Source organism: Atlanticothrix silvestris CENA357, from assembly GCF_016056295.1.
Classification (GTDB): domain Bacteria; phylum Cyanobacteriota; class Cyanobacteriia; order Cyanobacteriales; family Nostocaceae; genus Atlanticothrix; species Atlanticothrix silvestris.
On sequence record NZ_JAECZB010000094.1, the window covers coordinates 16,090 to 40,085 of the forward strand.

At 39.8% G+C, this 23,996-nt stretch carries 24 protein-coding genes and 1 pseudogene; 17 read left to right on the forward strand and 8 right to left on the reverse strand.

Going from position 1 to position 23,996, the window contains the following annotated elements; translation table 11 throughout:
- The first annotated feature begins 122 nt into the window (after positions 1-122).
- Both I8751_RS23995 and I8751_RS24000 read left to right on the forward strand, forming a co-directional pair.
- The gene (locus I8751_RS23995; RefSeq protein WP_214441603.1) at positions 123-2,771 is read left to right on the forward strand and encodes a bifunctional serine/threonine-protein kinase/ABC transporter substrate-binding protein; all 2,649 of its coding nucleotides are present in this window, start codon (positions 123-125) and stop codon (positions 2,769-2,771) included.
- 50 nt (positions 2,772-2,821) lie between these two features.
- Complete coding sequence (locus I8751_RS24000; RefSeq protein WP_214441604.1) at positions 2,822-4,411, forward strand: NB-ARC domain-containing protein; 1,590 nt, start codon at positions 2,822-2,824, stop codon at positions 4,409-4,411.
- A gap of 98 nt (positions 4,412-4,509) precedes the next feature.
- Here the strand turns inward: I8751_RS24000 and I8751_RS24005 are convergent, their stop codons facing one another.
- Both I8751_RS24005 and I8751_RS24010 read right to left on the reverse strand, forming a co-directional pair.
- Entirely contained in the window at positions 4,510-5,076 is a 567-nt protein-coding gene (locus I8751_RS24005; RefSeq protein ID WP_214441605.1) for a phycobiliprotein lyase, read from the reverse strand.
- 59 nt (positions 5,077-5,135) lie between these two features.
- Entirely contained in the window at positions 5,136-5,816 is a 681-nt protein-coding gene (locus I8751_RS24010; protein WP_214441606.1) for a HEAT repeat domain-containing protein, read from the reverse strand.
- A gap of 428 nt (positions 5,817-6,244) precedes the next feature.
- Here I8751_RS24010 and I8751_RS24015 point away from each other — a divergent pair, with 428 nt between their 5' ends.
- From I8751_RS24015 to I8751_RS24025, 3 genes are all read left to right on the forward strand, one after another.
- Entirely contained in the window at positions 6,245-6,907 is a 663-nt protein-coding gene (locus I8751_RS24015) for a DUF1361 domain-containing protein (RefSeq protein WP_214441607.1), read from the forward strand.
- Between the two features lie 196 nt (positions 6,908-7,103).
- Positions 7,104-8,273, forward strand: coding sequence for a baeRF7 domain-containing protein (locus I8751_RS24020; RefSeq protein ID WP_214441608.1), 1,170 nt, complete (start codon positions 7,104-7,106; stop codon positions 8,271-8,273).
- Positions 8,274-8,321: 48 nt separating this feature from the next.
- Complete coding sequence (locus I8751_RS24025; RefSeq protein ID WP_225894383.1) at positions 8,322-8,672, forward strand: hypothetical protein; 351 nt, start codon at positions 8,322-8,324, stop codon at positions 8,670-8,672.
- A gap of 20 nt (positions 8,673-8,692) precedes the next feature.
- Here the strand turns inward: I8751_RS24025 and I8751_RS24030 are convergent, their stop codons facing one another.
- On the reverse strand, positions 8,693-11,026 hold the full coding sequence (locus tag I8751_RS24030; RefSeq protein ID WP_214441609.1) for a putative PEP-binding protein: 2,334 nt from the start codon (positions 11,024-11,026) through the stop codon (positions 8,693-8,695).
- 457 nt (positions 11,027-11,483) lie between these two features.
- Here I8751_RS24030 and I8751_RS24035 point away from each other — a divergent pair, with 457 nt between their 5' ends.
- Positions 11,484-11,939, forward strand: a complete 456-nt coding sequence (locus I8751_RS24035; RefSeq protein WP_214441610.1) for an MgtC/SapB family protein — start codon at positions 11,484-11,486, stop codon at positions 11,937-11,939.
- 11 nt (positions 11,940-11,950) lie between these two features.
- Here the strand turns inward: I8751_RS24035 and I8751_RS24040 are convergent, their stop codons facing one another.
- From I8751_RS24040 to I8751_RS24050, 3 genes are all read right to left on the reverse strand, one after another.
- Positions 11,951-12,361 carry a hypothetical protein gene (locus tag I8751_RS24040; RefSeq protein ID WP_214441611.1) on the reverse strand — a complete coding sequence of 137 codons (411 nt, stop codon included), beginning with the start codon at positions 12,359-12,361 and terminating at the stop codon, positions 11,951-11,953.
- Between the two features lie 59 nt (positions 12,362-12,420).
- Positions 12,421-13,554 carry a DNA replication/repair protein RecF gene (recF, locus tag I8751_RS24045; protein WP_214441612.1) on the reverse strand — a complete coding sequence of 378 codons (1,134 nt, stop codon included), beginning with the start codon at positions 13,552-13,554 and terminating at the stop codon, positions 12,421-12,423.
- Between the two features lie 94 nt (positions 13,555-13,648).
- Complete coding sequence (locus tag I8751_RS24050; RefSeq protein ID WP_214441613.1) at positions 13,649-16,507, reverse strand: cation-translocating P-type ATPase; 2,859 nt, start codon at positions 16,505-16,507, stop codon at positions 13,649-13,651.
- 418 nt (positions 16,508-16,925) lie between these two features.
- On the opposite strand from I8751_RS24050, the gene I8751_RS24055 reads away from it, so the two are divergent.
- Positions 16,926-18,596 carry a transglutaminase-like domain-containing protein gene (locus tag I8751_RS24055; RefSeq protein ID WP_214441614.1) on the forward strand — a complete coding sequence of 557 codons (1,671 nt, stop codon included), beginning with the start codon at positions 16,926-16,928 and terminating at the stop codon, positions 18,594-18,596.
- Between the two features lie 40 nt (positions 18,597-18,636).
- On the opposite strand, the gene I8751_RS24060 is transcribed toward I8751_RS24055, so the two are convergent.
- Positions 18,637-19,488 (reverse strand): PD-(D/E)XK nuclease family protein, encoded by an 852-nt coding sequence (locus I8751_RS24060; RefSeq protein WP_214441615.1) that lies wholly within the window; start codon positions 19,486-19,488, stop codon positions 18,637-18,639.
- Positions 19,489-19,571: 83 nt separating this feature from the next.
- Between I8751_RS24060 and I8751_RS24065 the strand changes: the two are divergent.
- The 10 genes and pseudogenes from I8751_RS24065 to I8751_RS24105 all read left to right on the forward strand — a co-directional run.
- Positions 19,572-20,039, forward strand: a pseudogene (locus tag I8751_RS24065) (phosphoglucomutase/phosphomannomutase family protein); the annotation flags it as partial.
- Between the two features lie 162 nt (positions 20,040-20,201).
- The gene (locus I8751_RS24070) at positions 20,202-20,480 is read left to right on the forward strand and encodes a lipopolysaccharide assembly protein LapA domain-containing protein (protein ID WP_214441616.1); all 279 of its coding nucleotides are present in this window, start codon (positions 20,202-20,204) and stop codon (positions 20,478-20,480) included.
- A 97-nt stretch (positions 20,481-20,577) separates the two neighbouring features.
- A complete protein-coding gene (locus I8751_RS24075) occupies positions 20,578-20,844 on the forward strand; it encodes a BrnT family toxin (protein WP_214441617.1) in 267 nt (88 codons plus the stop codon).
- Between the two features lie 3 nt (positions 20,845-20,847).
- Entirely contained in the window at positions 20,848-21,105 is a 258-nt protein-coding gene (locus tag I8751_RS24080) for a BrnA antitoxin family protein (protein WP_214441618.1), read from the forward strand.
- A gap of 11 nt (positions 21,106-21,116) precedes the next feature.
- Positions 21,117-21,338 carry a LapA family protein gene (locus I8751_RS24085; RefSeq protein WP_214441692.1) on the forward strand — a complete coding sequence of 74 codons (222 nt, stop codon included), beginning with the start codon at positions 21,117-21,119 and terminating at the stop codon, positions 21,336-21,338.
- Positions 21,339-21,353: 15 nt separating this feature from the next.
- A complete protein-coding gene (locus I8751_RS24090; protein ID WP_214441619.1) occupies positions 21,354-21,584 on the forward strand; it encodes a DUF433 domain-containing protein in 231 nt (76 codons plus the stop codon).
- 53 nt (positions 21,585-21,637) lie between these two features.
- Entirely contained in the window at positions 21,638-21,739 is a 102-nt protein-coding gene (locus I8751_RS30120) for a hypothetical protein (protein WP_263973534.1), read from the forward strand.
- A 32-nt stretch (positions 21,740-21,771) separates the two neighbouring features.
- Positions 21,772-21,915, forward strand: a complete 144-nt coding sequence (locus I8751_RS30125; protein WP_404800453.1) for a DUF5615 family PIN-like protein — start codon at positions 21,772-21,774, stop codon at positions 21,913-21,915.
- A gap of 250 nt (positions 21,916-22,165) precedes the next feature.
- Positions 22,166-22,396: a hypothetical protein gene (locus I8751_RS24100; protein WP_214441620.1), complete on the forward strand. Its 231-nt coding sequence runs from the start codon at positions 22,166-22,168 to the stop codon at positions 22,394-22,396.
- Positions 22,397-22,679: 283 nt separating this feature from the next.
- Positions 22,680-23,120 carry a DUF29 domain-containing protein gene (locus tag I8751_RS24105; protein ID WP_214441621.1) on the forward strand — a complete coding sequence of 147 codons (441 nt, stop codon included), beginning with the start codon at positions 22,680-22,682 and terminating at the stop codon, positions 23,118-23,120.
- A 166-nt stretch (positions 23,121-23,286) separates the two neighbouring features.
- Here the strand turns inward: I8751_RS24105 and I8751_RS24110 are convergent, their stop codons facing one another.
- The gene (locus tag I8751_RS24110) at positions 23,287-23,988 is read right to left on the reverse strand and encodes a hypothetical protein (protein ID WP_214441622.1); all 702 of its coding nucleotides are present in this window, start codon (positions 23,986-23,988) and stop codon (positions 23,287-23,289) included.
- Between the last annotated feature and the right edge of the window lie 8 nt (positions 23,989-23,996).

A 23,996-nucleotide genomic window follows, 5' to 3' on the forward strand; every position in this document is an offset into this window, starting at 1 on the left:
GAGAAGGCAGGCGTAACCTTAGTACTGACTAGTTTAGTTGAATTGTGATCTGCAACACTATATCAGGTTGAAAAAATTTTTGTCATTTAGTGTGTAGCTAAAGTAACGCTAAAGGTTAATCAATGGTTAATAGCGATTCCTCTATTGAAGTTTACTGCACTCGCCCCAACTGTGATCAACCTCAAAATTTGATTCCAGAGCAATCTCTCACTTCTACTTCCATTAGGGAACAATGTTGCTCTAAATGTGGAATGCCATTGATTTTGGGGGGGCATTTCTTACCGCTAGGATTATTAGTTTCTGATGAAGAACGGGGTGGATTTGGTAGAACTTTTTTAGCACGGGATATTAGCTTTCCCCATAGACCACTGCGTGTAATTAAACAGTTGCACCCTAGAAACCCTTCTGGAAGAGTGCTGAATCCGTCGGAGCTACAACGAATAGAACAATTATTTCAGCGTGAAGCAAATATTTTAGCGGAACTGAATCATCAACAAATTCCTAGAGCATGGGCATTTTTTGTGGTGGAAGCTGATCATGAAACAAGCCATCCGCAAAAGTTTTTTTACTTGGTACAGGATTATATCGAAGGTCAGGATTTAGCTCAGATTTTAAAGAAGAAAGGACAATTTTTAGAGGATGAAGTTGTTCATATTCTCAAAGAAATTTTAAAAATCCTACAGTATATCCATAATTTTGATGAGAATCGGGGAGCTATACATAGGGATATTAAACCTGCAAATATCATGCGCCGTCGTAGAGATGGATTGCTGTATTTGATAGATTTCGGTGCAGTTAGACAGGTAGTAGAAGGATTACCGGCCGATACATCATCTGTAGTTCTAACTCCTGGTTTTGCACCCCCTGAGCAATTCGCTGGCGAAAAAGTATCTCCTGCATCAGATTTATACGCCTTAGCTGCAACCTGTGTGTGTTTGTTGACAGGAGGTGGTAATCCCAGAGAGCTGCTTTTGAATTCAAATTGGAGACAATATACAAATGTGAGCAACCAGAGTTTAGCAACAGTTTTAGACTCAATGCTCAAATATAAGCAAGAAGATCGACCTCAATCTGCTCAGGAGGTTCTTGATGCTCTGTCTACTAAACAACAACCTAATTTACTTCAGAAGTTTCTCGATTGGCTGAAAGGAATTCCTAGACGGAAGCGTTGGATAAGTTTAGGTGGTTTAGCTTTATTAGGATTAGCGATCGCAGTTATTCTACATTGGGCAATTCAAGCAAACACATCAAACCCATTAGTCAAACAACCAACCGAAACACCTTTATCTAGACCATCAACTCCAACGCCACCACCACCTTTTGCTGAATATTTTAGCAGGGGAGAAGAAGCTTTAATTGCCGAAGCACAAGCAGTTGCCACCATTCCAGAATGTAGAACAGCTTATGATTTAAAGAAACAAGGAATGGAAGCATTTGCAAATGCTAGTTCTCCAGCAGATTTTAGAACAGCTGAAGATGCTTTTTTCAAATCCATAAAAGAATTTAAAAACGCTTATAATAAAACAAAAACATCCTCTAGCGAAAATAAGTGTCACATTGACCCAGAGACATGGATTTATTATTACAACTCTAAAGTTGCTCAAACTCAACTTGCCATTAATGGTAGTCTTCCAACTATAGCAGTTGTTATTTCCGGTCTAGAAGACGAACGGGGTGATTCTCTAGAAATATTGCGTGGTATTGCCCAAGTTCAAAGTGAGCAAGAAAGCGCGCCAGTATTGCAAATACTCATAGCAAAATATGATAGTCAACAACAAGAAGTTGAATATATTGCTGAGCAGAATATTCCCGGAGACCTTCAATATTTTAGCAATAGTAAAATATTAGGGGTGGTTGGTCGTTATAGTAGCCACGAAATTTTGAAACCAGGAGATATTTTTGGTAAAAAGCAGCTTGTGCTGATTTCACCCACAAGTACTGCTATTAGACGATATGATTTTCATAATCAACAGCGTTTAAACGAATATGTTTTCCGCACAGCTTCTAATGATTCTATTGCTGCTAAAGATTTAGCTAACTACATGCGGAGCAATAGCCAGTGGCAGAAAGTATTAATTGGTTTTGATTCTGAAAACAATTATAGCAAGTCTCTAAAAGATGAATTTGAACAAGAACTGAGGAGATTAGGAGCAATATATAAAAATATTACAGGTTGTGATTTAAAGCGTGCAGATGCATTGCAACTTTGTAAAGATAAAGCAAAAGAAGAAAACGTGCAAGTACTAATGTTAGCTCCTAGCGCTGATACTTTAAAAAAAGCACTAAATATTGTAAAAGAAGTTAAATTACAAAAGCGAAATCGTCAAATTTTAGGAGGAGATGTTCTGTATGACACACAGACTTTAGACCTTGGAGATGTAGTAGATGTAGCCGATGATATGGTGGTTGCTGTATCTTCTCATGCAAGTCTTGCTAATACTAATTTTATTGGGACAGCCACAAAACTTTGGGGAACATCAGATGTGAGTTGGAGAACACTTACTTCTTATGATGCAGCGAAAGTATTTGTTAAAGCTTTGACTGATCTAAGAAATCAAGGAAATAATAATCCAACCAGTCAGCAGGTCTACGAAAAATTAAAAGAACCGAGTTTTTTAGTGCTTGGTGCTACAGCAAATATAGAATTTGATGAGCAGCACGATCGCAAACAAGTTAAAAATATTGGTATTTTAGTACAAGCTCAATATAACCCTAAAACCAATAAATACCGCTTTAATCATTTAAAGTCACCAGAACGAAATAATCCCTAGTACCGCAAAATGGAATTAAAGATTAAAAATGAATACAGTGCTAAAAGACTATGGTAAGTCTCAAAGTTTCTCAAAGCGGAAAACTTCTCATTAAAAAAGCCAGGATACAAAAAATTGAACAAGCCAAAAAGGAAAGAATTGAGGCACTAGGCAAGATTGAAAAAGCTTGGGATATGGACGAAATATTTCTTAGAGAAGCAAGTAAAATTTTAGAACCACGTCAAAACTGGGATAATGCTGAAATATTTGCTGTCGCACCAGCGACTTGGAAACGCTTTAAAGAAGCAAGACAACCCATTAAAGCCGATACTTTCAAGGCTTTTTGCCAAGTATTGAATTTAAAGTGGGAGAATGTAGCAGAAAATGAGCTAGAACACCGCAAAAATCTCAGCGAAGCACCAGATATATCTAATTTTTATGGTCGCACCCAAGAGTTAGCCGAACTTCAGCAATGGCTCGTTCAAGAACACTGTCGCTTAGTTGTGATTCACGGAATAGGGGGAATTGGGAAAAGCGCTTTAGCTCGCCATTTAGTAGACAAAATAGCTGATAAATATGATTACTTAATCTGGCTTTCTTTAACATCAGCGCCTCCATTTTTAGAAATACTGATAAAACTAGTACATTTTTTATCTAAAGGTGAAAAAGAAGAAGGTGATATTTCTCAACTAATCCAGTACTTAAATAATTACAGATGTTTAATAGTACTAGATGGCTGGGAAGAAATCACAGACAATGAGAGCGAAGATTATGCGAACTATAGCGCATTTGTAGATAGAGTTGCTAAAGAAGTCCACAGAAGTAGTTTATTATTACTTAGTAGAACAAGAACTCCAAATATTGAAATATTAGAAGGAAAATTAGTTCGTTTAAAAAGATTGGGAGCCTTAGCCTATGAAGAAGCAACAGAAATTTTGAAAGCAGAAGGGATTTCTGCCACAGATAGTGAGCTGAAAGAATTTAGCAAGCGCTATAGCAACCCGTGGATACTTAAGAGAATTGCCCAGAAGGTTCAGAATGTATCTCCAGATATATCAGATTTTTTGGAAAATACATCAGTTTTTGTTGATGATGTAATTACACAGTTTTTAGATCAGCAATTTCAAGAACTATCAAAAGCAGAAACAACTCTCATTTATTGGGTAGCTCTCAGACGCAATTCAGCTACATGGCATCAATTAGTACAAGATAGTCATCAATTTTTTTCGTATAATCAGTTATTTAAAACTTTAGATGATTTAATATCGAAACATTCTTTTATTATTAAAAATATAGAAGATATTACTACCATTTATATACTAGACCCCGTGGTTTTAAAGTATACTACTGAGCGATTTGTTCAGGAAAATTTTCAAGAAATTTTTCAAGTAATTAATAGTAAAAATATTAACGATTTTGAATTATTTATTACTCATAATTTTATCACAGAACACCCAGAAGATGAAGAACTAAATCAAGAGCAAATGAGGCGGATTGTCAAACCTATTCAAAAAATGTTGTTGGCTGAGTTGCATATTCAGGAGCGAGGTATTGAAGAAGAACTAAGGCAAGTTCTGTCTCTATTGAAGGATAAAGGATTGTCTCAGGGGTATGGATACCGAAATATTTCGTACCTGATTGCGGTTTGCGAAAAACTCTAGCTGAATTCTCATCAAGTGGCGTTTGAGAAATAAAACCCAACAAAGCTTTAAATTATGTTGGGTTTTGCTATGTATTTGAGTGTTTGTAAGCTGCAAGACTAACTTGATACAGGATTAGCAGTCTCTGATACCTTGGACGCTGTTGGACTACCACCCATACGAATTTCGGAAGTGAAGGAAGCTGTACTAAAACCATCAATGCGCTTGACAACAAGTACACGCATTCGCAAATTAGGGCTAGCAAACCACAAACGTTCTTCAGAACAGATGGTTTCTGACTCCGTAGTTAAGGTCAACGCCTCATCGCTGCCCATTTTATAACGTCCGGGAACAAGGGCTTTCTCGGTGTCACCTATTTCCCGCAGTAATTTACCTTCGTCGGCCTTATCCACATCAGGTACTAATACTAACACGGTAGAGCCACTGTACTTTTGTTGAACTCCTTCCGTTATTCCATTCCAGCTAACTTTAGCACCACAGGAAGCGGAACTAGAAGGAATTTCGTAGAGTTGACATAACTTGATTACCTCTGGATGATCTGCTGTCAGCATCTCAATGATGATGTCTGACTTGCCGTCTTCTGATTTATTAAAAGCCAAATGGTGACTAGTACGATGGGAAAACCATTTACCAGCACTTAACTGAAAAAATTCTTCAATATTCATGATTCAAATGCTAAAAATCCCACTTAATTATTATTAAAAGATATCAGGAGGTACTGATATTAAACTTGATTGCCTAATTCTTCAAGCCTCTGAAGAGAAATTTTTGCTGCTTCGGCAACATGAGGATGGTTGTCTTTTGCCAAGTATTTCAAAGCTGAGATGCTTTTGGCAGTAGGGAGATGCCCTAAAGCTTCTGCGAGACGTTGCCGCATTAACCAATCCTCTGATTGGGCAAACCGCAAGATACTATCAACAGATTCAATGTCTTGAATTTCTCCAAGCGCGGAGATTGCAGCTTCTTGCACAACAAGTTCTTTGCTATCTAAAGCTTGAATGAGTATTTTACTGGCGCGTGGATCTTTAATATTACCCAAGGAAACTGCTGCACTAAAGCGTACTAGCCAATCAGTATCTTCATAAAATGCTCGTGCCAGCACTTCAAAGGCTCTAGCATCACCCAAATATCCTAAAGCACCGGCAGCATCAGCGCGAATGCCATAGTCTGGGTCGTTCTCCAAAATTTTTACCAAAATTGGATAACTTTCTGGTGTTGGCTTAATTCCTAATGCAAATATGGCCATAGATCGCAGTTGCAGAGATTCATCATCTAACACCTTTTTAATTAAAGGTACTGCTTCTTCGGGAGATACATGGCGCAGATTGGCAAGGGCTACCATGCGATCGCGCAAATTTGGACTTTCTAACTGAGCAGAGATTTCCTCTAAGGGTAGAGCAGCCATTTAGTTTAAAACACTTTCTTTACTTATCTTTACTTTAACTGATTCGCTGATCGGGCTGTTGCCATACATAATTTTGTAAAATGCCATAACACCATATTTTTCGAGGATTAGCTATCCAACTATTCTGTAATTCGCCTAAGGCATATTGAAGTTAATATCAAACCTAAAGCGAGATTCTAGATCAGGAGGTTCACAGTAGTGATAACTTCGTCTCTATAGATTTTCTGGCTATACTAGTTACTTAGGCTGGTTATTTCTACAGTCGAAGTATGAAATGCACAAAAACCCTGTTTGGCTTTCCAATAAATAAATTGCCTCAAAAAACAAGAGAACCATAATTAGATTTTGACTATTTTGCCAAGCAATTACTGAAATTAATATTACTAAAGCAAACCCCAATCAATCACATGTCTTACGAGTGAACAGCTATGAAAGAGGAATTGATAGCCAGAGTTTTACAGGTCTTGCGTATTAACATGAGTTGGATGACTTGGAATTTGTTTTTGGCTTTTATCCCTTTAGCTTTAAGTGTCTGGCTATTTCGTGGCAGACGCGGCCGTTCTTGGGTTTGGTGGCTAGGATTCTTAGTTTTCTACGCATTTTTACCAAATGCGCCTTATTTGTTGACTGATGTAATTCATCTCATCCACGACATTCGCACAATTCAATCGGTGTGGATGATTACCTTAGTGCTAATTCCTGTTTATCTACTAGTAATTTTAGCTGGATTTGAAGCTTACGTAATTTCCTTAATTAATTTAGGTTACTATTTACACCGCATTGGTAAAAGCCAATGGATTTTAGGAGTTGAATTAATTACTCATGCTTTGTGTGCTGTTGGTATTTATTGGGGAAGGTTCTTGCGTTTCAATAGCTGGGATTTCATCACTCAACCAGATGCTTTACTAACTAGAGGTGTGGAGGAACTTCTTGGTAAACAGCCGTTGGTGATTATTGCTGTGAGTTTTGTGATTCTTCTAGGTTTGTACTGGCTGATGAAGCGAGTATCTTTAGGTTTCGCTATACAACGGCAAACTGGGACAGCTATCAACGCCCCACAAACCAAATCTAACACTCCAAATGCTGGATGAATAAAAATTAAATTCAAAAATATTCATGTGTTTACCCACCTGTTTATCCATCTAAAGAATGGTGTACATGGTGGGTAATTTCTTATCGGAAGAAAGATGAATTTTGACAATTCAGGCTTTGAAATAAATCTAATACTAATGAAAATTGGTATAAATCGTTCAGCCTTGATTGAAATAGATAGGGGTTTAATCATTAATGGCATTATTTTCTATTGATGAACTAAAAACTTTAGTCGAAAATCCTCAAAGTCCTTGTGTGACTCTTTATGCACCTATGCAAAAAGCGGGGTCAGAGATTCGACAAAATCCAATTCGCTTCAAAAATTTAATCCGTGAAGCAGAGAAACGGTTGGATGAAATGGGGATTCGTCATACTGAGATAGGAGATTTTCTCCAGCCAGCTATGGAACTTGATACTAGCGATTTTTGGGAACATCAAGACCACGGATTGGCAATTTTTATTTCCCCACAAATGTTTCGCTATTACCGCCTACCAATGCAGGTGCAAGAATTGGTGGTTGTTAGCGATCGCTTTCACTTGAAGCCCTTGCTACATTTAATCAATAATGATGGTAAGTTTTATGTCCTCGCTCTGAGCCAACAAGAGGTAAAATTTTTTACAGGAACACGCTTTGGTATCAATGAGGTGGAAGTAGAAAATATGCCTCAGAGTCTCGATGAAGCTCTTATGGAGGAAGAGATTCAAAAAGGAGTACAGCATCGCATAGGCACATCAAGAGGAGGAAGCACTAATCCTGCTCAGCAACCAGGCGCGTTTCATGGCCAGGGAAGCCCTGATAGAGATAAACGCCAAGAAGACATTTTGCAATTCTGTCACGTTATTGATAAGGCATTGCACGAGCAATTGCGAGATCAAAAAGCACCTTTAGTTTTGGCAGGAGTTGAGTATCTCCATCCCATTTACCGAGAGGCGAATACTTACCAGCATTTGGTAGAAGCAGGCATTACCCGCAGACCTGAACTTTTCCAGCCAGAAGAATTACACACAGAAGCCTGGCAAATCGTTGAACCTCTATTTCATGAGTCAGAAAAAAATGTAATGGAGCTTTACCAGCAACTTGCCGGGGAGGGTACTGGTAAAGCCTCTAATGAGATTAAAGAGATTGCCTCTGCTGCTTATTGTCGAAGAGTTGATTCTTTGTTTGTGCCTGTAGGACAGCAAATCTGGGGTGAATTTGATCCAGATACAATTACTGTGGATTTACATCCAGAACCAGAGCCTAACGATAAAGATATGTTAGATTTTGTCGCCATTCATACACTCCTGAACGGTGGCACAGTTTATGTTGTTGAGCCAGAACAAATGCCAGAGTCTACGCTAGCAGCAGCAATTTTTCGATATTGATCATTTTTGTAGTGTTGTATAAAGTTGAACCAGCTACATACAACACTCATGATGAATATTATTCGTACTTTCATTAATCAATCTCTGATAAGTTTAGCTGTTTTGAGCATTTCGGCTGTATTCGTACAACCCAGCACAGCAGAAACGATCGCTGTTACTCGTCGCTATCCCAAGTTAATCTACAATAATGCCTTTGAGTTATGGAAAACTTACAATCAGGAACGGCAACAAGGAGACGACGGTAAAGGATTTTTAGCAGCTTACTTGGCAGATAAATATTTATTAGGTCAAGGACAAGATGGTTGGAAACGAGTGCAACAAACTTATCAAAAAAGCGATCGCCTCCAGTATTTTGCCGATTTACGTAAGTTTTTGCGGGAGACTGGATATACAAAGTAAATTCAAAATTTACTCACTTTCTACTTAGCAATTTGGTTGCGTGCCATCGTTAAAATCAAACGTTGTTCAGCACGAGCAATCGCCTGATATGTTCGCTCTACTGCTTCGGGTTCTACAGAAATCGAAGTAATGCCCCATTCCACGAGTTGATCGATTATTTCTGGATAAAGTGCTGGTGCTTGTCCGCAGATTGAACATGGTATCCCCGCACTTTTCGCCATTTGAATTAATTTAGCGATCGCACTCATTACCGCCGGATGACGTTCATTAAATACTTTTGCTAGTTGTCCTTCTTCTCGATCTACTCCTAGCAACAGTTGTGTTAAATCATTTGTACCTATGGAAATTCCGGCTACACCTGCTTTTACGTATTCTGGTAGTAAAAACAGTACACTTGGAACTTCTGCCATAATCCACAGTTGAAACTGAGATACCTGGGTTAAACCTGCTTGCTCAACCTTTTGCCGACAAAAGGAAAACTCTGCTACACTCCGCACAAAAGGTAACAATAGGTGAATATTGCTGTAACCAGCTTTTTGGACAGCTGCTAAAGCTGCCAGTTCCAATTCAAAGACTTCAGGATTGCCTACATAGCTAAATGTACCGCGATCGCCTAGCATCGACTGAAGCGCAGACTGGGAACTATTAGCGTGTGATGGAAAATCGGGCGATCGCCAATCCAAAGAGCGATAAAATACTGGTCTGGGAGCAAAAGTACGAGCAAACCGCATAATTTGCTCAGACCATAACTCTAATAACTCTGCTCGTCGTCCAGTGAGCAGCCAATTTTGAGGATGCCGTCCCTCTAGTGTACTTAGTAACATTAATTCTGAGCGCAATAATCCTACCCCATCCACAGGTAAACTTTGCACTTGTTCTACTAAGCTGGGCTGACTGAGATTAACCAACAGCTGGGTAGCAATCATGGGTAGGTTAGGAATAATAAGAGGATGAGGTGATGGAGTGATGAAGTGATGTAGTGCCTGATTTTCCACTCCGCCTCCTTTGTCTCCTCTAATACGATAAACTTCACCGCGATCACCATCCAAAAGCAGCCGTTCGCCGTTTTGAATCAGGATAGTGGCATCTGTGGCACTCACCACTGAGGGGATACCGAGTTCTCTAGCCAAAATTGCAGCATGGCTGGTCAACCCTCCTTGTTGCGTAATAATTCCAGAAACTTGTTGTAGCAATGGCAACCAGTCAGGTGTTAATGCTTTAACTACTAAAATTACTCCTTTAGGGAGTTGTTCTGGCTTTTGTTGAGAATTAGTGATTACATGAGCCGTTGCTGTGATGCGTCCCGCCGCTGCCGCTAGTCCTTTAAGAAACTGTAAATTAGGAATTGCAGATTGGGGACTAATAACTTGTGTTAAATAAAGCTTAGGGGCTGGCTCTGAATCAGAAATAGTCCACTCAAAGGTAAAACGTTTACCTAATTCACTCACAAGTTGATTCCCCAGAGTGATTACTTGTTGTAGGTGTTCTTCTTGTAAAGCGTACTGTTTTTGTTTGGCTTCTTCAAGTACATAAGCAGATATACCAGTATTATCTGCTATTAGTACTGACCTAAGTGTAGACTGTGAAGCATCTACAGATGTGCCATTATCAAAACGATAAGCTAGCATTTTGTTGCCTAAATGACGCTCTAATACAACTCCAGTATCGTGTTGTAAGTAGTACGTATCTGGTGACACATCGCCTTGGGCGATCGCCATTCCTAATCCCCAAGTAGCCTCTATTTTCCACCCTGAAGAGTTGGCATTGAGTAAACCACTAGCGATCGCATTTTGTACTGGTTGCACTAATACTGCTAAATTAATTTTTTGAAGGCTAATTCCCAATTGCTGCCAATATATTAAACTTCTGGCACGAAATAGCTGGCTCCAGGTATGCTTTAAGGCTTTGGCGATCGCTTTTTCATTACAGGAGCAAAATATTGACTCTAATAGTCCAGATGTATTTCCCAACCCTTGCACCATCGTTGATAATGCTAACGTTGGCCGCAAAATTAGATAATTACTTTCCCATTCTCCAGCCGCCTGAAAAATTGCACTTACCCACTGTGATGGTACAGTTGCGGTCATAATTTCTTGACGCAAGCGACCTGCTACTTGTTGAAGTTGCCGCCAATTGGCTACATCTAAGTGCAAAGAAGAATAGGGTAAGTCTGCAACTAATGACTCTGAACTATTGAGAGTTTCTAGGAATTGCCGCAAAACTTCTGCTGAAACTACAAAACCAGGTACTACTGGGTAGCCACGCTGCATGATTCTGCTCAAGTAGAATGCTTTGTCACCTACTTGAGCGCGGTCTTGCAGTTTAATTTGGTCAAGCCAGTAGAGTTTATCCACTCAATTTATTGTTTATTTGTTGTGAACTAGGGGAGTCTTACGATTTACTGAAATGGAGTAACTACCGTTTAATAATACATTTTATAATCAATGTATTAAATGTATAGTTAATTTTACTAATTTGAGGTAGAATAATAAATTATAGTTATTTTTGACAATTAAATATCTATATCAATCTATTTTTTATTGCTTGTGATTAATAAAGATAATTAATCTTGACATAAATTATAAATGAAATCTGATCTTACTGAATAAAAATATCTGGTTGAATCAACCAGCAAGCAAACAAATATAAAAGATTGTTGTATGGTTATAAAAATATAATTCAACGTTTTTTTCAATAAAATTTAGAATCTGTAGTCAAGCTATTAAAATTTAAGTCCAAATATTTTTTGAAAATATTTGGATATACATTACTTGGTAATATAGTATGTAGTATTTTTTCTTAGTGTCAAAATTGTCAAACACTTACTATCTTGCGCCCGATGATTGGCTGAACATCGTCTTGAGACTATGCCTTGCTTTACTGATGGGGTCAATTATTGGTATTGAACGTGAAGTTAGAAATAAACCCGCAGGTTTAAGAACCCACATGTTAGTGTGTCTAGGCTCAGCCGTGTTTACTCTCATGCCTCTACAAATAGTTACGCTACAACCAAGTTCTGATGCTATCAGCCGGGTAATCCAAGGTATTGCCGCTGGGGTGGGATTTCTTGGGGCTGGCGAAATTGTCAGCCAATCTTCCAAAAAATCACAGCGACTGGAAATTCACGGACTTACATCAGCTGCATCTATTTGGGTTTCTGCTGGTTTGGGAATTGCAGCTGGGTTAGGTTTATGGCGTTTAGGATTGATTGGTGCTGTGTTGACTTTTATAGTTCTCAACTTGTTTAAAAGATTAGAAGATATGTAGTTAATGCTTAACTAAAATAATGCCAACGCTTGAGCAAAAATTGCTTCTTTTGATCTAGTTTTTAAAATTGATTTAACTAACTCAATAAACTCCACATCTAGTTGTTTATCATTCTCAATTGTTTTGCTAGCTGCATAAAAACTCACATCATCAATACATAATTCGTTGGTAGTACCTGTTTGTAACTCTGGTTTTCTTTTATCCCAGGAAATAGATTTGCCGCGAAATGTAAATTGAAACCAGGAAATTTCATCATTACTGAAATCAAAGAAAACATCAAAATATGGTTCTTCGCCTTGGAACCAAATTCTTGTATTACCTTTTTTATGATCTTGTTTTAGTAATTTTTGTTCAATTTCTCGTAATGATGCACCTAGTGATGCGATTTCGTTTTTATCTAAAATGTGATTTTTTGGGGGCATAACTGCAATATTTGTAAACCTAATTCATGACCAAAAGGTTTTTCTTTTTAATTTTTAGCTTAGAAAAAAGTAGCAGGCGATGATATTTCTCCTGCATTAACAAGTAGAACTTGGGAAGAATTTAACCACTGGGAATCAAAAGAATTCAAATGAGTGGTAGTAATCAAAGTTTGAAAACGGTCTTGAATGGCATCAAGTAATTGATTTTGACGCGATGGGTCTAACTCAGCTAAAACGTCATCTAGCAAGAGTAATGGAGGCTCTTTGACGACTTCTTCAATTAATTGCAATTCTGCTAGTTTTAAGGCTAGTACCAAGGTTCGTTGCTGACCTTGAGAACCATACTGACGAGCAGGCGTTTGATTAATGGTCAATTCTACTTCGTCACGATGGGGGCCGACAAGGGTAGTGCCTCGGTACAGTTCGGCAACAGATCGTTGTTGAATTTTGGTTAAAAAAGCTAATTGTACTTCTTCGGGATGGTTTTGTGTTAAAGGAACACTAGGCACATACTGAATTTGTAAAACCTCTGTGCTGCCGCTAATATTAGCGTGCCAAGTGGCAGCAATAGGAGCAAGTCTTTGGATAGCGCGATCGCGTCTTCTAATTACTTTTGTCCCTGTGGTTGCTAACTGGGCATCCCACACAGCTAATTGTTCTAAGTTCTGAGTACTAGAAGCTGAATCTTGAGCTTGTTTTAAAAAGGCATTGCGCTGGCGTAACACCTGATTATATTGCTGCAAAATGTGAGCATAAATCGGTTCGAGTTGAATTAACAGCGTATCTAACCAATTGCGGCGACCATCAGGGCCGCCGCGCACTAAATCTAAATCCAAACTGGAAAACTGCACCGCATTGATAACACCCAGAAAATCCATTTGTCGTCGCACAGACTCGCCGTTAATAGCAACACTACGGCGACCATTACGACGGAGAGTTAAGGTTAAATCACTAATGCCGTTTTGTCGTTCTAGGGTGGCTTGAATTTGAGCTACAGGTTCCCCTTCTCGAATTAAATCGCGATCGCGTGCCATCCGATGCGATCGCAATGTTGCCAACAACTCCACCGCCTCCAACAAATTAGACTTTCCCTGAGCGTTATTACCTACCAATATTGTTTTGGCAGCAGTAAACTCCACCTTTTGCTCTTGGTAATTACGAAATTGTCTCAGATGCAGAGTTTTAAGATACATAGCAAAAAGTTAAGAGTTAGGAATTAAAAGTTAGAAATTTTGAGTTTTGAGTTTTAAATTCAAAATTTTCTTCAACTCATAACTCCTCACTTTTTTACACACTCTTTTTGCCCATAAAGCGGAAGAACAGTTTTTCTAACTCAATCCACACAAACATCAAAGCACTAAAGCCAATACAAATTGCTAACTCTGTCGGAGGAAGCCAGTATGTACCAAAGAAGCCTCTCAGGGGTGGAACGTAAATCAGCATCAACTGTAAAATCGTTGTCACAATCACAGCCGCCAACACAAAGATATTGGAGAAAGGATTCACTTCGATAGTTAGCCTGTTATTAGAGCGAATTGCGATCGCGTGACCCATTTGGGCAATACACAAAGAAGTAAATACCATTGTCTTCCAACGTTCTGGACTTAGCCCTGGCCCCACTACTGCCTGGGAATGATAATATGCCCACTGCATCAAAATAATCGTGATAATCGCAAAGACAATCCCAATCCGAATCATGTAAGAACCCAGACCCCTAGCAAAAATACTTTCACGGGGACTAAAAGGCGGACGTTTCATCACATCTGGTTCTGGGGGTTCCACAGCCAATGCCAAAGCTGGTAAACCATCTGTGACTAAGTTCATCCAGAGAATTTGCAATGGAGTCAGGGGAACACCTCCCAGCCCTAAAAGTGGGGCTGCGGCAATGGTGAGAACTTCGCCAATGTTACTCCCCAAGATGTATTTAATAAAGCGGCGAATGTTGGTGTAAACGACTCTACCTTCTTTGGTGGCGGCAACGATAGTAGCAAAGTTGTCATCTAGTAACACCATGTCACTGGCTTCTTTACTCACATCAGTGCCAGTGATACCCATTGCAATCCCAATGTCAGCTTGTTTCAAAGCTGGGGCATCGTTGACACCATCGCCTGTCATAGCGACAAATCGACCCCGGCGTTGCAATGCTTGCACAATTCGGAGTTTGTGTTCTGGAGCTACCCTTGCATAGATGCTGACCAAATCAACGTTTTCTTCTAGTTCTTGGTCACTCATCCGTTGCAATTCTTGACCTGTGAGGACTCTATCTCCTTCTTGGGCGATTCCCAAATCAACAGCGATCGCTCGTGCAGTTAATTGATGGTCGCCAGTAATCATCACCGGGCGAATGCCTGCATCCCGACACTCTTGGACTGCTGCCCTCACTTCTGGGCGTGGGGCATCTAGCATTCCCACTAATCCTAGCCACACCAAGCTTTTCTCAGATGCTTCATCTGAGCCTTCCGGTGGGATTTCTGCTAAAGGTTTGTAGGCGAAACCGAGTACCCGTAAACCCTTACTCGCCATTTGGTCATTTGCTGCCAAAATTTGAGTGCGCTGTGCTTCGCTTAAAGGGGCTGAGTTAGTACCCAAATAAATTTCAGTACAACGTGCCAAAATTAACTCTGGTGAACCTTTAGTGAACATTAAGTAAGGTTCAGAATTTACAAAACCTGCGATCGCAGGATCAACTGCTGTGGATGGTTCACCTGTGGCTATTGATTCTATCTGAGCAATTACGCTCATGCGTTTGCGTTCTGAGGAAAAAGGAAATTCACCAACACGGGGTAACTTACTGTTCCACTGGTCTCTTTCAATGCCTGCTTTTCCCGCCAAGGTGACTAATGCGCCTTCTGTGGGGTCTCCCAAAATTGCCCATTCCCCTTTTTCTTTTTGCAGCACTGCATCATTACAAACGGCGCAGGCGACTAACAAAGCAGGAATTTCTGGATATTCATCTACGGGAATTTTTTGCTCATTTAATTGAAAATCTCCTGTGGGAGCATAACCTTCTCCTGTCACTCGAAAAGCATGGTCATTTGTGTAAATTGACTGCACTACCATTTTGTTCTGAGTCAGAGTGCCAGTTTTATCAGAACAGATGGTGGTTACAGAACCTAATGTTTCTACTGCTGGCAGTTTGCGAATCAAGGCGTTGTGACGCACCATCCGCTGAGTTCCCAATGCCAAGGTGACAGTAATTACAGCGGGTAAACCTTCTGGAACTACCGCCACTGCCATACTCAAGGATACTTCCAATAAGTCTTGGATATTACTAAAACCTCTGGCTTGGATGACACCGCCAATGACAACGATCGCCACTAGAATTAAAGAACCGGTAACTAGGACATTACCCAATTGAGTCATGCGCTGCTGCAAGGGTGTCGGTTCACTTTCCACCGCTTGCAACATGGCAGCAATTTTGCCTAGTTCGGTTTTCATGCCAGTGTTAGTCACTAGCACTTTAGCTCGTCCTTGGACTACTTCAGTGCCTTGAAAGACCAAATTCAGGCGATCGCCTAATGATGTATCCTCAGGCAATAATAAAGTTGCCTGTTTGTTGACAGCTTCGGCTTCACCTGTAAGTGCCGACTCCCGGATTTGTAAATTAGATTGCTCAATCAAGCGGCCATCTGCGGCGATTTGCATCCCAGCCTCTAGCAGCATCACATCTCCTGGGACTAGTTCTTTCGCTGCTATTTCTTCGAGCCTGCCACCGCGGAGGACTCGCACTAAGGGAGAGGCTAGTTGTTTTAGTGCTGCTAAGGCTTTTTCGGCACGACTTTCTTGCACATAGCCAAGGATACCATTGAGGATGACAATCGCCATAATCGCGATCGTGTCTTTAAATGGCACTTCACCCGGCTTTAATTGACCTGCTTGCCAAGCTACGGCATCTAAAAACCCAGAAATCAAAGCTACGCCAATCAGCATCAATAACATAATGTTCTTGAACTGATCTAGCAAAATTTCCCAAGTGCTGCGGCCGCCATGTTCTTCTAGTTCGTTGGGGCCGTACTTTTGGAAACGCTGTTCAATTTCTGGGGGTGTTAAGCCACTGTCTGCATTACTTTCAAGCAGGTCTAGCGCTTTATTAACTTCCAAACTATGCCACATGACAGCACCTTCAGGCAGAGAGTTAGCAGACATCGTGTAGGTTACAGGAAATAGTTACAAAATTTGATCATAATTTAGTAATGGCTGCAAAAACATCAACTAAAGTTACATTAAGCTGATGGTTTAGCTGTATAAGTGTAAATGTGATTCTTGATAATTGCCACTTTTTCTTTCTTTAGTTGTTGAGTATTATTTCTTGCGAGGGAATTTTTCTAAACACACTGTACTGATAATTGATAGTAATATAAATCTGAAGTTTGGTAACATAGGATATGCCAGAATAAAAACTCTACGTCCCTTGTGAAATAGAATTTTGTCAGTAGACAGTGGTCAATGGTCAGTAGACAGTGATAAATAAGACAACTGACAACTGACAACTGACTATTGACAACTGACCGCGTAGCGTAAATTAATCCTAGGGGTGCTAAACCGTTGAACAAATAAGCTTAATATGAGTTTTGCACTCCCTAGTTTGACTGCTAGCCAGATGTTTGGGCAAAGGACAATTCGACCGCTTACCGCTGCTACTCTTAGCGGCATTGCTTTCATCAAAGATACGCTGATTGCGATCGATACTATTAAAGGGCATCTACTAGAAATTGATCCCACCTCTGACAACAGTAAAATTCTCAATCCTCACCAAGTTAGAGAGTTTAGCGATGTCACTGGTTTAGCAGTGTGGGAAGATACACTGTGGGTGACTCGCGAAAATAGTGTTTATTTATCTAAGCTCACGTCTTTAGGGCTAGAGCATTTTACCACCTTGCCTTATCCTGCTAACGGGATTGCGGTTTGGGAATCGACAGTATACATCAGCTGTCAAAAATCGGGCTATATTCTAGTTTTTGACCGCGAAACGCGTAAAGAAATTACGAAGTTTTATACACCTGGGGTAGGCGTAGAAAATTTGGTAGTGAGTCAAGAAGTTCTTTGGATTTGCGATCGCACAGAACAAACAGTTTATTCTCTAGATAGAGCAACTGGAGAAATTAATTTTAGCGTCTTGACACCATTTGCATCTCCTACAGGCATTGCCTTACATAAAAATGCCGATACAGGCGAAGAAAATCTTTACATAGCATACTCTTCGGAGGAGCCATATATCAGGGATAACCCAAATGCTGACCCAAGTCATGAGTTAACATACCGCGATCGCACTTTTATTCATCCCCTGCATTACCATTACCAGCCAGATAAACACTACGCTCTCTCTAATGGCTACCTTATTGAAATGTCCTACGCTGAGGAAATTGCCCCCTTAGAAGAGGTATATTTGCCAGACGTAGAATGGCGCATCGCCTTACCATCAGAAACTGAACGCCAAAAACTCAAACACATTGAACCTATTGGTCTACCCTTTAGCGAAGAAGTCATAGATGGACAAAGGGTAGCAGTATTTAAATTTGATGCTCTCACCCCAGGCGAACGGCATATATTTGGCTGGAAAGCACTGTTAGAAGTTCGAGGCATTAAGTATCGCATCACACCCAGAGATGTAGAAAATATTCCTGAACAATCACCGGAATTTCAAACTCGTTACTTAGTAGATGATGACGATTTAGCAATGGATACTAACATTGTTCGTCGTGCTGCCGAGGATGCAGTTGGTTCAGAGACGAATCTACTGCGGAAAATGTACAGTATCCGAAACTACGTTTACGATGAGTTATCTTATGGCATCAAACCCTACATTGACACCCCAGATATAGTTTTAGAACGAGGTGTTGGCTCTTGTGGCGAATATGTGGGTGTCTTATTGGCTCTATGTCGTTTAAATAATATTCCCTGCCGCACCGTAGGTAGATATAAATGTCCTCCCAATGGGGAACAGCAAGGAGTCCCTTTACAACCAGACTTTAATCATGTTTGGTTGGAGTTCTACATACCCGGTTTTGGCTGGTTGCCAATGGAATCGAATCCTGACGATGTGGGAAACAATGGCCCATATCCTACGCGCTTTTTTATGGGCTTATGCTGGTATCACATTGAAATCGGTAAAGGTATATCTTTTGAAACCTTAAGTAGTCAAGGTGCAAGGCTCACTAAAGAGGATATCCCCCTAGGAGATTTAGCAATTAATCACATCCGGTTTACAATTCTCAAAGAATTGCCACCTTTTTGAATTTTGCATTCTCTATGCCCAATGCCCAATGCCCAATGCCCTAAACATTAGTTCTTAAACTGGGCATTGGGTAGGATTGAGATGGCTGCTGGGAAAAATCACAAATCGACTGAAATGGGCAAAAACGACAGTGATTTCCGGGATTAGGTGGAAAAATTTTGCTGAAATTACTAGTTTTTTCTTGATATTTTTGCAAATCGTGCTGGTGCTTGTGGGCGATATTAGCCAACTCAAATTTTAAAGATTCTAATTCGCCATTGTTGATGCTAATCAAATCTGACTTTTTACAAAGTTCTAAATTATAAAACGATGCTACAGCTTTACGCTCAGGATAAAGATAACGAGCTGCCAGTAAATAAACTAGTGCCTGCCTTTGGTCAAAAGCGGATTTACCAGTTTTAAAATCTAAAATATGCAAAGTGCGATCGCTTTCAATGAAAACGCAGTCCATAGCCGCATAGAGGCGGAAACAATAATCTTCTTGTTCTACTAAAATCGGTTTGGGGAAGCCTTCATCACCCGGAGTTAGTTGGACAATGTTTTTATCCAACAACAAGGGAGCATCATGGTACTTTTGCAAAATTTGCAGCACGCGCTGTTGTACCTGTTCGGTAGATTTGCTTAATTTTAGTAGCTGTGCAACTTGTTCTACCCCATCTGATTGGTGCAACAGATGCCTATGATGATGAAATTCATAAACACCTTTTTGGGCAAGTATCCCAATCCGCTGAGGTGCAGTCGCCTGCGCTAATAGGGCTTTAACTTGTGGTTCATGTTGACGTGCTTTGATAAACCCCCGTCTCATCTGGCAATGCCAGCGTTCTTGCCCTATAGCTGGGGCAACTAAAGACCAAAGGTGATAACTAGCAAAAGGTCGATCAGGGGTTGACATTGCTAAATAGCAGTGAGGGAAGTCACGGTTGGGATAATCGCTTTGCGGGAGCTTCCTAATAGCATTTGGAGAAAATGACAAAAATGGGCGCTAGTAGCAATTCCAGCAAAATAAAGTTTGGCACTGACGGGTGGAGAGGGATTATTGCTGACGACTTTACTTTTCCTAAAGTACGGAAAGTAACAAGAGCGATCGCAAGTTGCCTCGAAATAATCTATCAAAAAGATAGACCAGTTCTTATTGCCTACGATACTCGCTTTTTAGCTGACCAGTGTGCCCAGACAGCGGCTGAAGTCTTAGCAGACTTAGGATGGGATGTAAGAATTACTGATCGGGATTACCCCATACCAGTCATTATCTACAACTTCCGTTACCTAAATTCCGCTGGGGCATTGATGTTTACTGCCAGCCATAATCCAACTCCTGACTGTGGGATTAAATATATCTCTGATTATGCAGACTCTGCCACTCCAGAGATTACTGATACTATTGTGGCAAATATTAAAAGTGCATCAAATGAGTTGCCCAGCCGCAGCCCATCAGGTTTAATTGGTAAGCGTTTACATGCAAACCAACTCTCTTAACAACTCACCAACGTTGCTCAAGCGCTGGAAAGTATAATTGTTAAGCTAGAAGCAGTAGCAGTTTAATTTAGTAAAATTAGTTATTTAATTAATAATTCTTAACTCTTCATCCTTAATTTTGATCAAAGTATGAAAACCCTGGCTCCTTTTTTCACATCTTTAGTAGTAGCTATTTGGGTAGTAGCGATCGCAATTATTTCAGTCCAAAATGCTACACCAGTATCGTTAAAATTCTTAACATTCCAATCAATTCAGATACCAATGGGTTTAGTGCTGGCTTTCGGTACTGGTATTGGGTTGATTGGCATGGCTGTATTGCAACCACTATGGGGTCTAGCTGGTTCTCGGCAGGGTAATTCTCGATTTGAAGACGATGCCGAATTTTTTGTTGACGATGAAGATTTTTGAGAGTTGAAAAACATATAAAAGCACACCGTTATACGCTCATACTAATTAAGTACTCGCAAGCCGTTAATATGTACAAATGTGCATACAATAGATTTAGATGGCGTATCAATGGGATAACCAGAAAGCAGCAGCCAATCTTCGCAAACATGGTGTTGACTTTGCTGATGCAGTATCGGTATTTTCTGACGATTTAGCAATTACCATCACCGACGAGCGTTTTGATGAGGAAAGGTTTATTACCGTTGGGATGGATGCTTTCGGTCGAATTTTAGTGGTTGTGTATACATGGCGAAATGATGAGATTAGATTGATTTGTGCCCGTACAGCTACGCGCCATGAACAAAAGCAATATGAGGAGGGATAAGTGATGGAAGCTGAGTATGATTTTAGCGAAGGTAAACGGGGAGCTATTGAACCGATACCAACAGGTAAAACTCGAATCACAATTCGCCTAGATGATGAAGTATTAGCATGGTTTCGTGACCAAGTTAACACAGCAGGTGGGGGAAATTACCAAACTTTGATTAATGATGCCTTGCGTGAGTATATTCAGCAGCGGCGTGAACCTTTAGAAGAAGTATTACGGCGAGTATTGCGAGAGGAACTTGAACGTATCGGAAAATGAAATGAAGCGCGATCGCAATTATTTCAGTCCAAAATGCTACACCAGTATCGTTAAAATTCTTAACATTCCAATCAATTCAGATACCAATGGGTTTAGTGCTGGCTTTCGGTACTGGTATTGGGTTGATTGGCATGGCTGTATTGCAACCACTATGGGGTCTAGCTGGTTCTCGGCAGAGTAATTCTCGATTTGAAGATGATGCCGAATTTTTTGTTGACGATGAAGATTTTTGATATAGATTAAATTTTATGGCTGTAAATTATCACAATATTATTACTATTGAACCTGGAAAACGAGGTGGTAAACCTTGTATTCGAGGAATGCGAATTACTGTGTACGATGTTTTATCTTATCTTGCCTCTGGCATGACCTACGAGGAAGTGCTTAGTGATTTTCCTTATTTGACACAAGAAGATATTTTAGCTTGCCTTAGCTATGCGGCTGATCGAGAACGGCAAATGCTGACAATGCAAGTGTGAAGTTATTATTTGACCATAACCTATCACCTCGCCTAGTTGGTCGATTGACTGATATGTACCCAAATTCTCAGCATCTTTTTCTCATCTGCTTAGATCAAGCAGATGATTTAATTGTTTGGGAGTATGCCCGACAAAGTGGATTTACTGTGTTGTAACGAGAAATGCTGATTTTAACGAGTTGAGCATTTTGCAAGGATTTCCTCCAAAAGTGATTTGGATTCGTTATGGCAATTGTTCAACCACACAAATTGAAGAGATTTTGCGATCGCATGTAGAGGATATCCAAGATTCTGACAAAAATCCAAATTTGGGAGTTTTGACACTGTATTAGATTTGGAAATACTCGTAGTAGTTGTTTACACTGAGCCTTGTGAATAAATTGTGATGAAGCGTCATCGCTGTTTTTTTATTCTCTGTATGTAAAATGTGTTTTCGTTTACCTAAATTCTTAATTGGTAAGATTTTTAAAAAATGTTGCTAACTATAGACGACACTTGCTAGGTTGTGTTTTTAGCTAAAAGATTTGGGTATTTTAACTAAAGGTGTGTATCATTTTAGTTCTTAAAAAAGAGACAATTTGTATGCTCAAGCCTGTTGCTCTATTTATAAACGGTGTTTTTGAATCAGTACTAGAGGAAATACTTCAAGTACAAAAGGTGTTACCAGAACAAATTATGTTTCTTCAACCTTATTCTGGTAAAACTATGAAACAATTACGTGATAATTTACCTTCTGTAGAATCTCCGATGCGTTTGTTCATTTCTACTACGGTAGATTTAGCTAATATCCACTGTTCATTTCTACTACGGTAGATTTAGCTAATATCCACTATCAAGCTGAAATAGTTTGTTGGGAAGATAAAAGATGTTTGACTGATGAAAAAAAGCAAGTTATTAATCGTTTGATGGTTTCGGTAGTTTTATTTGACTTCATAATACAGCCAAGTTAAAACTTCATTGCAACTGACAGGTGATGACTGCGGCAAGCCGCGAAGAAGCATCTACGCAGAAGTTTTAATTCAACTAATGCTACCTTAAAAATATCGCGGGTTAATACTGCGCTTCACTCCTACGCTGGTTCAGGCTTTTGACCTTCATGAGTGCAACTTATAAAGCAGATTTCAATTTGTGGATTAAACAAACAGCCCAACTATTACGGCAACATCACTGGCAAGAAATTGATGTGGTACATCTGATTGAGGAGATTGAAGACTTGGGCAAAAGCGAAAGGCGAGGTATTGCCAGTCAACTAACTCGCCTGCTATTACATCTGCTTAAGTGGCAATATCAACCTCAGCGTCGCTTAGATAGTTGGTTGGATTCTATAACTGATACTCGTACCCAAATTGAGTTAACGATTGAAGATAGTTCCAGTCTCAATAAGTATCCTACAGAGCAACTTGAGGAAAGCTATCAAAGGGCACGTCGCCAAGTCGCAAAGCAAACAGGGATTCAAATTTCTGTGTTTCCAGAAGATTGTCCCTATCCTTTAGAATTAATTTTGGATGAAAACTGGCTACCAGAAGCAAATGAGTGAGATTTTGAGGCAATCGCTTTTAAGCCAATACCGTTCAGTTAGAACTAAAAACCTTAAATCGCGTAGGTTGGATTGAGGGACGAAACCCAACATTTTCAAGGATTTGTTGGGTAACGCATTGCCTCAACCCAACATATAATTATCCTTAAGTGAACCGTATTGGCTTTTAAGCTTGGTAGCTTGCGTTTATTTGTAACCTCAGATAATCAATGAAATCCAGAATTTCGGCATCAGTTAATTGTAGGCGCGATCGCTTGCCATATTTCTGCTGTAAAAATTCTCTTCCTTGATCTGCTGTCCAGTTTAATTGTGCTAAATATGTATCGGTTTGAGCTATAAAACCTTCACGTTTTTCAGGCATGATTTGAAGGTAATTTTGATCTTGATTTAAATTATAATGTTCGTTAATTTTTAGACTTACTTTTTGCCCTAATGCTTGCCAATCTATCTCTTTATGCCCGTCCCAACTAACACCTACAGACCGATAAGTTACTGGATCGTAAATTGTGCAAAATACAATTGTTTTATCTCCAGGGCTGACTGCGATCGTTAGCGGACGAGACAATTGTTGAGAAGTTAGGGCATCAAGTGAAAGTAACAAACTTTTAGAAAAGTAGGACTCACTACCTGAACGTATGACATAAGGTTTATCGGCCAAAATATGTATATCAGTTTTTTCGGCTTCTCCATGTGAAGTTTCAACTTTTTTGTTAACTTCAATCTCTGTGATTACTCCAGTTAAAGCTCTGTCATAAATAGGGATTGGTTTTTTATCATCAGATAGCAAATACCAACAGTAGTCAGATTCCTTGCTGACAAAAACATATTGAGGTCTTGGGACTGCCCCAAATCCTAATTTAACTTCCATATTTTCTT

Bases quoted from the DNA above. Each gene is read 5' to 3' on its own strand.
- I8751_RS23995 (WP_214441603.1), top strand. From the start codon at position 123: ATGGTTAATAGCGATTCCTCTATTGAAGTTTACTGCACTCGCCCCAAC.
- I8751_RS24000 (WP_214441604.1), top strand. From the start codon at position 2,822: ATGGTAAGTCTCAAAGTTTCTCAAAGCGGAAAACTTCTCATTAAAAAA.
- I8751_RS24005 (WP_214441605.1), bottom strand. From the start codon at position 5,076: ATGAATATTGAAGAATTTTTTCAGTTAAGTGCTGGTAAATGGTTTTCC.
- I8751_RS24010 (WP_214441606.1), bottom strand. From the start codon at position 5,816: ATGGCTGCTCTACCCTTAGAGGAAATCTCTGCTCAGTTAGAAAGTCCA.
- I8751_RS24015 (WP_214441607.1), top strand. From the start codon at position 6,245: ATGAAAGAGGAATTGATAGCCAGAGTTTTACAGGTCTTGCGTATTAAC.
- I8751_RS24020 (WP_214441608.1), top strand. From the start codon at position 7,104: ATGGCATTATTTTCTATTGATGAACTAAAAACTTTAGTCGAAAATCCT.
- I8751_RS24025 (WP_225894383.1), top strand. From the start codon at position 8,322: ATGATGAATATTATTCGTACTTTCATTAATCAATCTCTGATAAGTTTA.
- I8751_RS24040 (WP_214441611.1), bottom strand. From the start codon at position 12,361: ATGCCCCCAAAAAATCACATTTTAGATAAAAACGAAATCGCATCACTA.
- recF (WP_214441612.1), bottom strand. From the start codon at position 13,554: ATGTATCTTAAAACTCTGCATCTGAGACAATTTCGTAATTACCAAGAG.
- I8751_RS24050 (WP_214441613.1), bottom strand. From the start codon at position 16,507: ATGTCTGCTAACTCTCTGCCTGAAGGTGCTGTCATGTGGCATAGTTTG.
- I8751_RS24055 (WP_214441614.1), top strand. From the start codon at position 16,926: ATGAGTTTTGCACTCCCTAGTTTGACTGCTAGCCAGATGTTTGGGCAA.
- I8751_RS24060 (WP_214441615.1), bottom strand. From the start codon at position 19,488: ATGTCAACCCCTGATCGACCTTTTGCTAGTTATCACCTTTGGTCTTTA.
- I8751_RS24070 (WP_214441616.1), top strand. From the start codon at position 20,202: ATGAAAACCCTGGCTCCTTTTTTCACATCTTTAGTAGTAGCTATTTGG.
- I8751_RS24075 (WP_214441617.1), top strand. From the start codon at position 20,578: ATGGCGTATCAATGGGATAACCAGAAAGCAGCAGCCAATCTTCGCAAA.
- I8751_RS24080 (WP_214441618.1), top strand. From the start codon at position 20,848: ATGGAAGCTGAGTATGATTTTAGCGAAGGTAAACGGGGAGCTATTGAA.
- I8751_RS24090 (WP_214441619.1), top strand. From the start codon at position 21,354: ATGGCTGTAAATTATCACAATATTATTACTATTGAACCTGGAAAACGA.
- I8751_RS30120 (WP_263973534.1), top strand. From the start codon at position 21,638: ATGTACCCAAATTCTCAGCATCTTTTTCTCATCTGCTTAGATCAAGCA.
- I8751_RS24100 (WP_214441620.1), top strand. From the start codon at position 22,166: ATGCTCAAGCCTGTTGCTCTATTTATAAACGGTGTTTTTGAATCAGTA.
- I8751_RS24105 (WP_214441621.1), top strand. From the start codon at position 22,680: ATGAGTGCAACTTATAAAGCAGATTTCAATTTGTGGATTAAACAAACA.
- I8751_RS24110 (WP_214441622.1), bottom strand. From the start codon at position 23,988: ATGGAAGTTAAATTAGGATTTGGGGCAGTCCCAAGACCTCAATATGTT.